This window comes from Coleofasciculus sp. E2-BRE-01, assembly GCF_040221695.1.
In the GTDB taxonomy this organism is placed as follows: domain Bacteria; phylum Cyanobacteriota; class Cyanobacteriia; order Cyanobacteriales; family Coleofasciculaceae; genus Coleofasciculus.
The window spans coordinates 43,794-58,375 of record NZ_JAVKEA010000059.1; the positions used below are offsets into that span (position 1 = coordinate 43,794).

The following is a 14,582-nucleotide window of genomic DNA, read 5'->3' on the forward strand; positions in this document are numbered from 1 at the left end:
CTCTATTCCTTCGTTTTCCTTTGTTCAGGATTTACTGGTGTGGATCAGGATGCTTTGCTGGTTAACTCACAACTCTCTCATCTTCCCAACTTTGTCCCGTTTCGCTAACATCTTCCTCATCTCCTATAACGGGTGTATCAATCATCCCACTCGTTCCGGAATCAGGCTCATCCTCGGATAACCGATTTCCTCGCCCAATCTCTCGCATTTTCCATATAAATCAGTATCCGTTTCCAATATTTTTTCCAGTCTCCCTCTATCTTTAAGCAGTTTTTGACCGTCTCTAGGTAGAAAATAGTCGTGCGGCGTTCATCATTGTCAGGGCATCGCTCCAAAATCAGATTGTAGAGCTGCTGCCAATGATATTGCCAGTTGCCTTGCTCCGGATGGAAAATTGCCTCAAACAGGTTTCGCCAGAAAAACTCAATCGTGCCAATATCCTTAAGATGTTCTGGCGTTGGTTTATCCCAGCCAGTATGGCGAGCGCGTAAATCACTAATCGGCGGCAGATGTCCGCTCATAGATAACAAGGGGGCTAAAATCACTGATGCATATTTTACCTATACCCAGAGATAATGGGATGGTGGATGGCAATAGGGTACGGAAGCAGAGGGAGCTGGGGGAGCTGGGGGAGCTGGGGAAGCAGAGGGAGCTGGGGGAGCTGGGGGAGCTGGGGGAGCTGGGGAAGCAGAGGGAGCTGGGGGAGCTGGAGGAGACAAGGACGAATGACTATCCCTACCGTTAACTTTAATTGTCCCCACCTACTTACACCTTGTCTAACTTGCCCAACTAAAAAACAGCGCGGCTAGGATAATCAACCCCAAAAGCGCTAGAGGAACCCAGAGATTCGCCAGCTCGATCATTTGGTTGTGTTTTACCGTTGGTTACGGGAATGAATCCATTGATTATCGATAAACAAACTATAAACTAAATTGGATGATGAGGACAGGATGACCTATCTCGACCTAGTGACATGGCTGCGAGAACGCACAGCTTTTAGCATTCTCTCCGATGAAATTTTACAGGCGATCGCGCCACGAATGGAAGCGCTAGCGGTAAATGACCAGGAGCGTCTCGTTATCGAAGATACCCCGGTAGACTATCTCTATATTCTGCAACAGGGGCGTATTGAAGGCTACCGAACCAACCAACTGGGTTCGATTTGGGGCGTCAGTTGGCTTCCTGGCGCTGTGATTCATTTACAGGAGTTACTTCTCAATCAATCGGCTCAAAGAACTATCCTTACCCGCAGCGACAGTCATCTGTGGCGCATCCCAGCCGAACAATTCCGACACTTAATCCACCAGTATCCAGAAATATCCCAAGCCTTCTCACCCCAACTTGCCCAAGACTTGGCACACCTGTCGTCTCAACTCAAGGTTGAACAAGAACGCCAGGTGGCGCTGCGCCCCTATTTAGTCAACAAAGCAAAACGGGGGATTATTGGTAGAAGCCGTTATGCGGTGCGACTGCGACAACAAATCAAACAAGCCGCCGATACTCGCCAGTCTGTACTCATTTTCGGTGAACCAGGATTGGAAAAAGACAACACCGCCGCGCTGATTCACTTTGGTTCAGCCTATCGCCGCGAACCTGTGATTAAAATCGATTGTAGTAAAGTTCAAGCCAGTGGTGCGGAACTGTTTGGGCGGGAAGGGGGAAAACCGGGACTCATTGATTCCCTGAACACAGGGACGTTGATTCTCAATAATGTAGATGAATTGCCCCAGGATTTAATGCCTCAACTGGCAACTCTATTAGAAACTGGAACGTATCAACCTGTCCGCCGTTCTCTAGAACAATTGACCCAGGTGAAACAGTGCAACGCCCGGATTATTATGATTACCGAAACGGCGCTCCCCACCATTAACCCTCTGGTTGGGCAAGTGATTAAAGTTCCGCCACTACGGGTGAGAAAAACGGATATTAGCGACCAGATGAACTATTATATTAGTCTCTTATGTCGCGCCAAAGGGATTAATAAACCCAAAATTACACCCGAAGCCCTACGTCAATTACAAGCCTATGATTTTCCTGGAAACCTTAGGGAATTACAAAACTTAGTGGAACGGGCGCTGGTTCAAGCTAACTCTGGCAAAGAACTCACGGAAGAACTGTTGTGGCCCTCCCAGAGTAAGAAAAAACAATTCCGCTTTAATCTCTTAAATGCCTATCCCCAACTGCGGCGATTTCTCAGGAGTGATTGGTGGCCCGATCGCATTAACTATGGATTTACCTTAAGCTTGTTTGCCCTAGTCGTAATCATGGGCTTTATCGGTCCCCAAACCCGTGAGGAAAACTTCACCTTAAATCTCTTTTGGGCATGGTGGTGGCCCCTCGTCCTGATTGGCTTTCCCTTTGTCGGACGCCTCTGGTGTGCCGTGTGTCCGTTTATGATTTATGGGGAAGTGACCCAGAAATTATCCCTGTGGCTATTTCCGCGTCCGTTAAAACCGTGGTCGCGACAGTTAGCTGAAACCTGGGGCGGCTGGTTTTTGTTTGGCTTATTTGCCTTAATTTTCCTGTGGGAAGAACTCTGGGATTTAGAAAATACGGCGTATCTTTCCGCTTGTTTACTCCTATTAATTACGGCGGGGGCAATGATTTTCTCTGCGATTTTCGAGCGTCGGTTTTGGTGTCGCTATTTGTGTCCCATTGGCGGCATGAATGGTCTATTTGCCAAGTTGTCGATGACGGAGTTACGGGCGCAGCAGGGAACCTGTTCAGCGGAATGTAGTACCTATCAATGTTATAAAGGTGGACCCCAGAAAGGAGAGGGAATGGAAACCAATGGCTGTCCATTGTATTCCCATCCCGCCCAGTTACAAGATAATCGGGATTGTGTCTTGTGTATGACGTGTTTAAAAGCTTGTCCCCACCGTTCTGTGGAGGTCAATTTGCGTCCGCCAGGGATTGAGTTGTGGACAACCCATATCCCTCGCAGTTATGAGGTGGCGTTATTGTTGTTGTTGTTAGGCGGTGTGTTTTTGCATCACTTACCGGAGTTAAATCAGCAACTGAATTTACACCTAGATTTGAGTCAATTTGGCACACACGCTTGGTTTTCGCTGGCGGTTTTGAGTCTCCCGGCGTTGATTCCTTTAATTGCGTATGGTGGAATTCAATTAACTTACCGACTGATTCAGACGCTCAATTTAACGATACCTAATCCCAAGCCGCGATCGCTGATTGAGTTGGCGTATGGATATTTACCCTTGGTGTTGGCGGGGAATCTGGCGCACCATTTACGTTTGGGGTTGACGGAAGCGGGACGGATTTTGCCTGTAACGTTTGCCACGTTTGGATTAAGTGGTGAGGGATTACCCGTGTTTGTGGCGCATCCGGCGGTGATTGCGTTTTTACAGGGAGTAACGTTGATTGCTGGTGTACTGCTGAGTATGGTTCTGACACAGAAAATTGCTAGTCAGCCCGTGCGATCGCTCCTGATGCAACATTTAGGGATAGTGGCTTTGGGGATAAGCCTTTGGGCGATTATCGTGGTGTAGTCATTCGTCATTCGTCCTTACAACCTCTGCACCCTTGCACCTGTAGAGACGTTGCATGCAACGTCTCTACATTTCTGAAAAGCGTATCCATACCACAAATTCAGAGATTTGTCAAAACACGGGCAATAGGTTTTCGAGAATAAACCTTCAGTAGGGTAACTAGCGAAACCTCTATCTCCTTCCTTGGTTTTCCTGGGGGATTGGGGAGAAGTTTGCTATTTATTCTTTATTCCGGAATCGCCATGAAGCACAGTGACTGGTTGCGCCTAACCAAAGAAGGTGAACGTCTTTGTTCAGTTCTCAGACAGCAGGGGTATCAATGTCAAAAACAACCTCGCCGTCTGGCTTGGAACGTCACTAAAGCAGAAGAGTCTCATACATTGACCTATTTACCCGCGCCGATAGCCAGTTGGACAGTTCTACCCAATCAGGAAACTCCCGCCCGAAAACAACTGATGTTATTGGTGCGTAATGCGCTCAAACAGGAACGGTTAGAGACACTGACGAGTCAGTCGGACATTCAAAAACCGTTAGACTTAACCCGTCCTTGGGTCATTATCCGCTTATTGAATGATGCTCGTCGCTATACGGTAGCCCGATTTTACAACCGTCAAGACGCTGAAGATCACAAACGTGTACTCCGTCGCTTTATGCGTGGGGCTGAATTTGAGGTGATTTTTGACCCTTACGAGGAGTGATGTGATTCGTCATTTGTCATTTGTCATTTGTCATTTGTCATTTTTCATGGGTAGTGGGAGCATCTTGCTCCCTGGAATACTCTATGAAAACGCTACAGATTATATAGAGAGCGAGTCAAAGACGATTGATTTGATGTGAACCGTATTTCATTGTCTTTTAGCAAATAAAAGTATGTTTGTCAATTTATTTGAGTAAAAAGTGAATCTGAAATACCGAAAACTGTGAGTATTAAACGCTCAATAAGGATGACACATACAAGGTTGAGTCATGGGCTGACAGGGAGCGATCGCAGATGATCGAAGAATCACCGCTATAGCTGATCCCTCCACTTAATGCGGCAATTCCAGTCCCGCCAGTCCCACGTCAGAATGGTAATTTCTCGACATAAATCAGTTTCTTCATCAAATCTTTATCCAATTGTGGGAACTCTTTACGTAAACTTTATGAATAATTCTTAAATCAACTACGGAGTCATCTTTACAAAAAATTCATAAATAATCGAATTGATCTTTACAAGAGCTTTACCCACACATTCCGGAAGAAGAATATGATGAGAACAAAGGCTAAATGGGTAAACCACTTCCACAGTTCAATCAGCTACACTCGGAAAATAATGAACAAGACTTTAACGAAAATTGCAGTTACCGGTGCCAGTACAGTTTTAGGTGCTACCGCAGCCCTCGGCTTATCGATTCCCGCTCAGGCGGCTTTGATTGGTCCAGCCCAAGATTTTAATGTATTCGTCTTTGAAGATCTCGACGTTAACTCTGATGCTCACGGTAGGGTCGCCGTTGGTGGCGATGCAACATTGAATAATTTTGGGACGGCGACACAGTTACCTGCTGAGGGTGCGGGTGACACTCTAGTCGTTGGCGGCGACTTAAACTATAACGGAGGTCAAGTATTCGTCGGTGAGGTTGTTGTCGGTGGTCAGGCAAATCTCACGAATGTGGGACCCGAAAACTTGACGGTAAGACAAGGAAATCCCATTGATTTTGATGCGGCTGAGCGATTCTACCAAAATTATTCGGCTCAATTGGGGAATTTGGCTGCCAACGGCTCAGTTACAATACAACAATGGGGGGCAATCGAATTAAAAGGTAACAGTTCAGGGCTGAACATTTTTGAGCTTAATGCATCAGATTTAGCCTCTGCCACTAGTTTCAACATTGAATTTGATTCCAACTCGACGGTGTTGGTGAACGTAACGGGGAACCCATTCGATCTCCAGAATAGCTTTCAAATGAATCTTAATGGGAATCCAAATGGCGTTGGGGCTAACCAGGTTCTCTTCAACTTTGCTGATGCTACGCAGCTCAACTCTCGTAATTTCTCTTGGCAAGGCAGCGTGTTAGCTCCGTTCGCTGATTACAATGAGTTCTCGAATGGTCATATTAATGGACAATTGATTGCCAAGTCAGTGACAGGAACAAGTGGAGAATTCCACATCGTTGCTCCGAATAATGGAAACAGTTCGGTACTATTTGAAGGAGATGATTTGCCTGATCCGGAAGCTGTTCCCGAACCGCTAACGATTCTAGGTTCCGGTATGGCGTTAGGATTTGGGGCGTTCTTTAAACGCCAACAGTCAAAAAAACAAAAGAATGCCAACTAATAATCTGAATTGATTGATCACTCTTATGCTCAGAATTTGTAGGGGTACGATACATCGTACCCCTACACTGTTTTACCGGGAAATTAGATATCCAGATCGGTCAAATCCAGTCGAGAACCGTAGGTTTCAATGAATTCCCGCCGGGGAGCAACCCGATCGCCCATGAGAACGGTAAAGATGCGATCGGCTTCAGCCGCATCTTCGATCTCCACCCGCTTCATCGTCCGCGTTTCCGGGTTCATGGTGGTATCCCACAGTTGTACTGGCATCATTTCACCCAACCCTTTAAACCGTTGGATCGTGTAATTGGCGTTAGCGGGGAACTCATTTTGAACCAGGTTCGTGAGTTCGCGATCGCTATAACAGTAGTAATGATTGCGTCCGCGTTCTACTTTATACAATGGCGGACAAGCAATATGGATATATCCCTGATCCACTAATGCTCGTTGATAGCGGTAGAAAAAGGTAAGTAACAGAGTACGGATATGAGCGCCATCGACATCCGCGTCAGTCATAATTACGACACGGTGATAACGCAGATTAGAGGCGTCAAACTCCTCACCTTTGATACCCAAACCCAGTGCCGTAATCAGAGACTGAATTTCTGTGTTCTTGTAAATTTTGGCATCATCTGTTTTCTCGATATTGAGGATTTTACCCCGTAGCGGTAGAATCGCTTGAAATTGGCGATCGCGTCCTTGTTTGGCACTTCCCCCTGCACTATCCCCCTCAACGATGAAGATTTCCGATTCAGCCGGATCTCTGGAACTACAATCGGCTAACTTACCCGGTAGAGGAGACGACTCTAATACAGACTTACGTCGTACCAACTCCCGCGCCCGACGTGCGGCTTCAGCGGCTTTAAAGGCTTGGATGGCTTTCTCTAAAACAGAATCAGCCACTTGAGGACGAAATTCCAAATACTCCGTCAACACTTCGCCCACCAGGGAATCAACGATACCTCGGACTTCGGTATTCCCCAGTTTGGTTTTGGTTTGTCCTTCAAATTCTGGCTCAGGGACTTTGACGGAAATGACACCGGTTAATCCTTCGCGAACATTCTCGCCGCCGAGGTTAGCCTCATTGTCTTTAAGTTTATTCCGCTTGCGTGCGATCGCGTTTAATGTCCGAGTTAGAACTGTCTTTAATCCCTCTAAGTGAGTTCCACCATCAATTGTGCGGATATTATTAGCAAATCCTAGCAGGTTATCGCTGTAAGCATCCACGCACCATTGCAGCGCCACTTCCACTTGCACATTATTCCGTTCACCCTGAACATAAATAATTTCTTGGTGCAGGGGTTCCTTTTCCCGGTTCATATATGCCACATATTCCTGGATACCCCCCTCATAGTGGTAGCTGTCTTGGCGTTCAGGAGAGATGCGGTGATCGGTAAACGTAATCCTCACGCCGCCATTCAAATAGGCGAGTTCTCGCAGTCGCCCTGCTACCGTGCTGTAGTCAAACTCGATCCCATTGGTAAAGATTTGGGTATCGGGTTTGAACGTCACCGAGGTTCCCGTGCGGTTTTCTTTACTGGGTTTGACAACCAACTCACCCATGGCAATCCCGCGTTCGTAGCGCTGGGTATGAACCTTTTTCTCTCGCCAAACCGTAACATCCACCCATTCTGACAGGGCGTTGACGACAGAAACCCCAACGCCGTGCAATCCGCCTGAGACTTTATACCCGCCGCCGCCAAACTTACCGCCCGCGTGCAGCACGGTCATTACGGTTTCCAAGGCTGATTTGCCGGTCTTAGAATGAGTATCAGTGGGAATACCCCGTCCATCGTCAGTCACGCTAACGGAACCATCGCTGTTGAAGTCAACTTCGATATGAGTACAATAGCCAGCCAGCGCCTCATCGATCGAATTGTCTACAACCTCGTAAACTAGATGATGGAGTCCCCGTGGACCGGTAGTACCAATGTACATTCCCGGACGTCTGCGTACCGCTTCGAGACCTTCCAAGACTTGAATCTGATCGGCACTGTAACTACTTGTCATATCAGGGTTTCTCCAGTAAACGCTTTCAGCGGTTTATATGCTTTAAAATGACAAAACACTCGAAAATTTTAACACAAAAGGGTTATAGGCGGCTACAGAGTAGTCTGAAGAGATATTTATAGAGGGGATAGACCTTACTTGGGATTGGGCAGGAGAGCGGAGGAGCAGAGAGGCAGAGGGGCGGAGGAGATAGGGGAGATGGGGGAGATGGGGGAGATGGGGGAGATGGGGGAGATGGGGGAGAGAAGAATTTTTTCAATGAACAATCAACAATCAACAATGAACTATAACAAACATCCCCAACTGATTGTGATATGTGGGACGACGGCGACAGGGAAGTCTGGGCTAGCGTTAGAATTAGCGCAGCGATTAAATACCGTAATCTTAAGCGCGGATTCCCGTCAAGTTTACCGAGAGTTTGATATTGGCACAGCTAAACCTTCAGTCGCCGAACGACAGTTAGTCCCCCATTACTTGATTGATATTTGCGCTCCCACCGAAACATTAACCGTAGCCGACTATCAGGAACAAGCCCAGGAATTGATTACATCTCTCCATTCGCCCCTATTACTGGTGGGGGGTACGGGCTTGTATATTAAAGCCATAGTCCGGGGATTAAAGATTCCCAGAGTCGCCCCCAATGAAAACTTGCGATCGCAGCTTTCTGGTTTGGGTCAAACTCAATGCTATAGCTTTTTACAACAAGTCGATCCCATTGCGGCTGAGAAAATTCATCCCCATGATCAAGTGAGAACATTACGGGCATTAGAAGTATTTTACATCACCGGACGCCCCATATCCGAGCAGCAAGGGGAAAATCCGCCGAATTATCCCATTCTTCAAATTGGTTTGCAATGTCAAGACGCTGACGCCCTCACCCGCCGTATTACCCAGCGCACCGAAATGATGGTGACAGCCGGATTAATAGAAGAGGTGAAAACATTGGTGGATAAATATAGCTGGGATTTGCCGCTTTTAGATACCTTAGGATATCGGGAAATGAAACACTATTTAGCGGGTGATATATCTTTATCTGAGGCAAAAGCGTTAACAGTTGTGCATACGCGACAATTTGCCAAGCGTCAGCGAACGTGGTTTCGGGCGTATCCAGACATTCAATGGTTTGATGCAGATCGTCCAGATTTAGTCGATCAAGTTTGGCAAGGTGTACAGGAATTTCGAGACAATATATCAATGAACTTAAGCTAGGTTTGTAGTTGCGCTTTAGCGCCATCAACATTTGCATCACTTATTACTAGCGTAGTACAGCTAAAATGGTGCAATAAGTTGTAGATTGGGTTGACGACAGGAAACCAAACAGAATATGTGATTTTTGTCAAAAAGACGACTGATGTGCTTGGGAGTTGAGTTCCGCCGCAAAGCTAAATTCTTTTGCTAATACACGGCAGTAAAAGACTCTGACTTTTGTCAAGTACAATTTATACCAAATTAGATGAGCTTACCCTGATTGCCCACCGGGAGTACCAACCTTAAGTCAGTGCCATTCAACTTAGTTCAACGTCGCGCTTTCTTTAAATCTCGCAGCAATGATTCGGCTTTCTTGACACCATCGCGATTGTCCTGACGCCGGAAGAGATCACGCGCTTTTTCCACAGCCGTAATCGCTTCTGCTATGCGCTCTCGTCCTTTTAATGCTAATCCTAAATTATAGTGGGCTTGGGCATCTTGGGGGGCAATTTCAATTAAGCGTCGATAGGCGACAATGGCTTCTAAGTAATTTTCCTCGGTGAGTAAAATATCACCAATAGCGGATTGAGCTTCAACTAAGTCTGATTGAACCGCCACGGCTCTTTGAAAGGCTTTCAATGCACCGACAAAATCTTCTTGAGCTTGGAGAATTTTGCCAATTTGCAGATAAACTTGACTATTATTGGGTTCTAGTTTTGCCGCTCGGTCAAAAACCTTCAGTGCGGTGTCGATATCGCCCTGAGTTAACCAAGCCATGCCCAATGTAAGCTGAATATTACTATCCAGAGGCGCTAAGGATTCAGCTTGTTGGAGTGCTTTAATCGCCTCTTGGGGACGCCCCTGCTGTAGAAAAACGGTACCCAGTAACTGATGAGCCTGAGCATTCTTGGGTTGAAGACTGATGACTTGGCGGTAAACTTGGATAGCGCCGTCATAATCCTTTTGACGCAGGAGGACAACGCCCAATCCCCAATAGGAGTTAATATGGTTGCGTTCAATTCTTAGGGCTTGACGATAAGCCTCTGCTGCTGGTGCATTCTCTCCGGCATTGGCTAAACTGTAACCGAGAGCATACTGAAATTCTGCATTATTCGGTTCCAGGGCAATTGCCTGTTGATACGCCCTAGCCGCTTCTCGGAAGTTCCCCTGACGCGCCTGGAGATAACCGATTCCGGAGAAAATCTTGGCATTATCTCGATCTAGATTAGCGGCTTGTTGATAGGTTGCGATCGCCTGAGGATAATTTCCCGCATCCACTAAGTCTCGCGCTTGGCGGAGTAACTCACGCAGCCGTTGTTGTTCCGGCTGTAGCTGGCTAACGAGCTGGGGTTGACTGACCCCGACCACAGGCGTTAGGGTTATCGTTAACCCGGTGACGAATAGGCTACTCACCAGAAATAGAGTCGGCTTGGACACAGCTAATCTTCTCGTCGCGATTGAGTGTAATGTGTTTGGTTTACGCCAACCAGAGCTAGACATCAGGACATCCTCAAGAGGCATATTCTAGGGTTCAGTGCCAGTTTTCCAGCAGAAATTTTGAACAAAGAGGATTGTAACAGAGAAAACCCATAACTTTAACCCGATTAACCCGATTAAGTGCGTGCATAGCGTCCAATCAATTCTGAAGAAGCCAGAATATGACCACTCATCGCCGCTTGTAGCTGTTCTTTAGTTGCACCTGCGTCTAATTTCAGGGTACGGTCAAGGGCGTAGAGTTTGAAAAAGTAGCGATGGATGCCACTGGGAGGACATGGACCCCCATACCCTAAATTACCAAAATTATTCTTACCTTGAGTCCCACCCTTCGGTAGTGGTTCTTGCGCCGGAATTCCTTGAGGTAACTGGCGAGTTTCTGGGGGGATATCATAGACAACCCAATGAACAAAGGTTTGCCCAGGCGCATCGGGGTCATCGACAATTAAAGCAAGGCTCTGGGTTCCTGTGGGGGGTGCATCCCAGTGAAGTTCAGGAGAAATCTCCTCTCCATCACAAGTGTACTGGGACGGAATCATCTCGTTGGCATTAAAGGCTTGACTTTCCAGGTTCATCGTATTTTTATCGGATGGGGTTTGCGAGTCTGTGGACGTGGAATTGTTATTTGCCGAATTACAACCAACTCGCGACAATCCCACTAACCCCAGTAAATTAGCACTCTGTCGCAGAAAGACTCTTCTATCTATAGACTTAGGCATAGCAATCTTTATCCAAAGTCGGGAACAGGGAACAGGGGAAAGAGACTGTTATTTTTGCTTATGCTTGCTTCATCAGCCCTCTTAAGTTTCGATTGGCAAGACACAATGGAGGATAGTGGAAAATTTTTCCCTCAATTGTAGGTAACAACGTGAACAGGATGAGTACAACAGCCGTCAATCCTTTTTTAGCGGGGAATTTTGCCCCAGTACAGGACGAAATCACCGCAGATGAACTAACCGTCATTGGTGAACTTCCTGCCGACTTATCCGGGATGTTTGTCCGCAATGGTCCGAATCCTCAGTTTCCCCCTATCGGTCACTATCACTGGTTTGATGGCGATGGGATGTTACATGGGGTGCAGATTAATCATGGTACAGCATCTTACCGCGATCGCTATGTCCGGACTCCAGGGTTTGAGAAAGAGCGAGAAGCGGGTCATGCTATCTGGACAGGGTTAATGGAACCTCCCAAGGACGAGAATTCCCCACCCTCGTTTAAAAATGTTGCTAATACGTCTGTTATCTGGCACGCGGGTCATTTTCTGGCGCTGTGGGAAGGGGGGGAACCCTACGCGATTAAGCTTCCGGAGTTAGAAACGATTGGTGCTTATACGTTCGAGGGCAAGTTAGCCTCTCCTTTCACGGCGCATCCCAAAATTGATGCCGTCACGGGCGAAATGATGTTTTTTGGCTATTCTCCCATGCAGCCACCGTTCTTAACATACAGCATTGTTTCGCGATCGGGTGAGTTGGTGCGTACTGTGCCAATTGACTTGCCAGAACCGGTAATGATGCACGATTTTGCCATTACCCAAGATTACACCCTGTTTATGGATTTGCCGATGGTGTTTAATCCCCAGGGAGAAGCCATGATTCAGTTTAAATCCGAACGTCCCAGTCGGTTTGGTATTGTTCCCCGTCACGGTGATAATAGCAGTATCCGTTGGTTTGAGAGTCCGTCCTGCTTTGTTTTCCATACGCTGAATGCCTATCAGGAAGGGGATGAGGTGGTGCTGATTGCCTGTCGGATGAATTCGACGACGGTGTTAACCTCTTCTGAAGAGACTGGGGGTGAAGCTGGGGCGAATGAAGCTCGGCTGTATCAGTGGCGGTTTAATCTTCGCACAGGCAAAGTGCAGGAAAAGCCACTGGATGAACGTATCTCAGATTTCCCCCGCATTAATGAACAGTTAATCGGACGCAAAATGCGCTATGGTTACACAGCAAAGATGGCAGATAATCCGATGCCGTTGTTTGAGGGTGTGATTAAATATGATTTTGACAATGGCACATCCCAAGTTCACCACTATGGGGCGGGACGTTATGGCGGTGAGGCGGTATTTGCGCCACGTCCGAATGGAACGGCTGAAGATGATGGCTGGTTAGTCACGTTTGTCCATGATGAGAATTCAGACACCTCTGAACTGGTGGTGTTGAATGCTCAAGACTTGACGGCTGAACCTGTGGCGCGGGTTGTGATGCCTCAACGTGTTCCTTATGGATTTCATGGGACTTGGGTAACTCAAGATCAGTTATAGCAGTAGACACATCGATTAGGACTTTCGGCACCATTGTAGAGACGTTGCATGCAACGTCTCTACATAAATGATGTGTCCTAACAGCTATGGCGGTTGCTATAATTCATTCAATTTAAGCTTAGGTAAGGGCGGGTTTTGTTGAAATGTTATCGGTAAGCCCATCTTTTTAAGGGCTAAACCCGCCCCTACAGGGTGAATGTCTTGAAAGTTATGGGTTTTCAACTTTCATAGTCCCCTTTATAAGCCAGTCGCGCAGGCGGACTACCCTTTGGGAAGGCTTCGCATACATTTGTGTAGCTGTGACTTCCTCCTCGCCAATCTCTCTATTTGTTTCTATTTGTTTAGGGGACACACGCTACGGCTTTCGCCAATCTGGAGATCAACACAACCAGCATAGTTCATCGCTGGAGTATTAGCTGGTTTGAATACTAATAGTGCTGTTGTACCTGATGCATCTCCATGCTTAATTAATAAGTCCCCCTCTAAGAACCCTACATAGCCAATTGTGTCCAAAGAATAGGTAGAAAATTCGTCAGGTAAAGGTTGAGAACCTGGCACTTGGACTCGATAGATGGCGTAAGCACCCGGTTGAGGATCGATAATGAAAACGGCACTAAAATTCGTCGCCGCAAAATAATCGAGAACTACGCCAACCGCAATGTTACCTGTTTCTGGGTCAACGCTGATGTTATCTCTGACAAAACGTTGACCTCTCATCACTTTTTCAGTCGGATTGTAGGTTTCAGGATCGATACTATCCATCAGCCGCACGTTTAGCTCATTAACGTTAATGTTATACGTGTCTCCCTGCCATTCCCATTGCAGTTGTGTGCCATCGGAAACGATTTCAACCGATTCAGGAATAGTTGATGCGTTTAGGCTTGTTGGTGGCGAACCTTGGGCAATTTTAATAGAGTCAGCTATAAATTGGGTTGGGTTGGATTGACTTGTTTGTTCTTTTTGCTCTACCCTTTCTGCCTCGACTTCTCCAATACTGGGAGGCAATTTAACCATGGAAATGGTGTAGCTAAAAATTGTGACAAACAGAAAGATAATATATTGAGATACTTTTAATTTCATTGGCATTCTAGAATAATCTTAAGTAACTATTCAGGAAATATAGACGCTTTTTAACTCCCCTTGTTCCATAGCATATTCGTATTCAACAATTCAGCGCCTAGATAAGACAAGTGATAAGCTGTCCATATTGCCAAAATGTAGAGATGCACTAGGGCGCACTGGATTATAGCCGGACAGATACTATAACTCTAGGATGAGGTAGAACAGAAGTACAAGCCTTATACTAGGCTCAATAGTTTTACTAAGTTAAAGAGATAGGTATGGATTTGCAAAACATTCAAGAAAAAGGAAAAAATGTAGTGAATCAAGTCACTCATACGCTGGAAGAAAAAGGACAACAGGTTAAAGAACAGGTAGTTAATGCTACTCAAGATAAAGCATCAGAGTTGTCTGAGGAGGCGATAACGACGGCTGTTGACCGCGCTGTCAATGTGATGCAAATTGCTAGCAAGCGGGTTATTGAAAAAGAGATTCCCACGGAAAATGTATCCTTAGAAGTTAGTGTGAATGTGGGGGGGTTAGGTGAACTAAAAATGAAAGCAGATGTGCCTAAAGCGGGAGAATTTCAAAAGCTTGATGTGGATGTTGCAGAAACAGAATAAGCATGGGGTAAACCAGCAGGTACTTCGCTTTTTGTGATGTGGGGGAGCAGGGGAGAAATGTAGAGACGTAGCATGCTACGTCTGGGAGCAGGAAAAGAATAAATTACATTTAGAGCTTAAAGGTGACATACA

The 14,582-nt window shown here is 46.4% G+C and carries 12 protein-coding genes; 7 read left to right on the forward strand and 5 right to left on the reverse strand.

From position 1 onward, the window contains the following. Positions 1-167: 167 nt before the first annotated feature. Positions 168-521, reverse strand: coding sequence for a hypothetical protein (locus tag RIG66_RS06840; RefSeq protein ID WP_446344383.1), 354 nt, complete (start codon positions 519-521; stop codon positions 168-170). A 26-nt stretch (positions 522-547) separates the two neighbouring features. On the opposite strand from RIG66_RS06840, the gene RIG66_RS06845 reads away from it, so the two are divergent. From RIG66_RS06845 to RIG66_RS06860, 4 genes are all read left to right on the forward strand, one after another. Then, on the forward strand, positions 548-745 hold the full coding sequence (locus tag RIG66_RS06845; RefSeq protein ID WP_446376449.1) for a hypothetical protein: 198 nt from the start codon (positions 548-550) through the stop codon (positions 743-745). Positions 746-950: 205 nt separating this feature from the next. Then, positions 951-3,506 (forward strand): sigma 54-interacting transcriptional regulator, encoded by a 2,556-nt coding sequence (locus tag RIG66_RS06850; RefSeq protein ID WP_446376451.1) that lies wholly within the window; start codon positions 951-953, stop codon positions 3,504-3,506. Between the two features lie 242 nt (positions 3,507-3,748). After that, the gene (locus RIG66_RS06855; RefSeq protein WP_446376453.1) at positions 3,749-4,204 is read left to right on the forward strand and encodes a hypothetical protein; all 456 of its coding nucleotides are present in this window, start codon (positions 3,749-3,751) and stop codon (positions 4,202-4,204) included. Between the two features lie 614 nt (positions 4,205-4,818). Next, the gene (locus tag RIG66_RS06860) at positions 4,819-5,820 is read left to right on the forward strand and encodes a PEP-CTERM sorting domain-containing protein (protein ID WP_446376455.1); all 1,002 of its coding nucleotides are present in this window, start codon (positions 4,819-4,821) and stop codon (positions 5,818-5,820) included. A gap of 83 nt (positions 5,821-5,903) precedes the next feature. Here the strand turns inward: RIG66_RS06860 and gyrB are convergent, their stop codons facing one another. Further along, on the reverse strand, positions 5,904-7,829 hold the full coding sequence (gene gyrB / locus RIG66_RS06865) for a DNA topoisomerase (ATP-hydrolyzing) subunit B (RefSeq protein ID WP_446376457.1): 1,926 nt from the start codon (positions 7,827-7,829) through the stop codon (positions 5,904-5,906). A gap of 279 nt (positions 7,830-8,108) precedes the next feature. Here gyrB and miaA point away from each other — a divergent pair, with 279 nt between their 5' ends. After that, positions 8,109-9,038 carry a tRNA (adenosine(37)-N6)-dimethylallyltransferase MiaA gene (miaA, locus tag RIG66_RS06870; protein ID WP_446376459.1) on the forward strand — a complete coding sequence of 310 codons (930 nt, stop codon included), beginning with the start codon at positions 8,109-8,111 and terminating at the stop codon, positions 9,036-9,038. A gap of 306 nt (positions 9,039-9,344) precedes the next feature. Here miaA and RIG66_RS06875 read toward each other — a convergent pair whose 3' ends face one another. Beyond that, positions 9,345-10,517, reverse strand: coding sequence for a tetratricopeptide repeat protein (locus tag RIG66_RS06875; RefSeq protein WP_446376461.1), 1,173 nt, complete (start codon positions 10,515-10,517; stop codon positions 9,345-9,347). A gap of 113 nt (positions 10,518-10,630) precedes the next feature. Then, positions 10,631-11,230: a YbhB/YbcL family Raf kinase inhibitor-like protein gene (locus RIG66_RS06880; protein ID WP_446376463.1), complete on the reverse strand. Its 600-nt coding sequence runs from the start codon at positions 11,228-11,230 to the stop codon at positions 10,631-10,633. A 158-nt stretch (positions 11,231-11,388) separates the two neighbouring features. On the opposite strand from RIG66_RS06880, the gene RIG66_RS06885 reads away from it, so the two are divergent. Then, on the forward strand, positions 11,389-12,768 hold the full coding sequence (locus tag RIG66_RS06885; protein ID WP_446376465.1) for a carotenoid oxygenase family protein: 1,380 nt from the start codon (positions 11,389-11,391) through the stop codon (positions 12,766-12,768). A gap of 333 nt (positions 12,769-13,101) precedes the next feature. Here RIG66_RS06885 and RIG66_RS06890 read toward each other — a convergent pair whose 3' ends face one another. Next, positions 13,102-13,848, reverse strand: a complete 747-nt coding sequence (locus tag RIG66_RS06890; RefSeq protein WP_446376467.1) for a hypothetical protein — start codon at positions 13,846-13,848, stop codon at positions 13,102-13,104. Between the two features lie 260 nt (positions 13,849-14,108). Here RIG66_RS06890 and RIG66_RS06895 point away from each other — a divergent pair, with 260 nt between their 5' ends. Beyond that, on the forward strand, positions 14,109-14,450 hold the full coding sequence (locus RIG66_RS06895) for a hypothetical protein (RefSeq protein ID WP_446376469.1): 342 nt from the start codon (positions 14,109-14,111) through the stop codon (positions 14,448-14,450). Positions 14,451-14,582 lie beyond the last annotated feature (132 nt).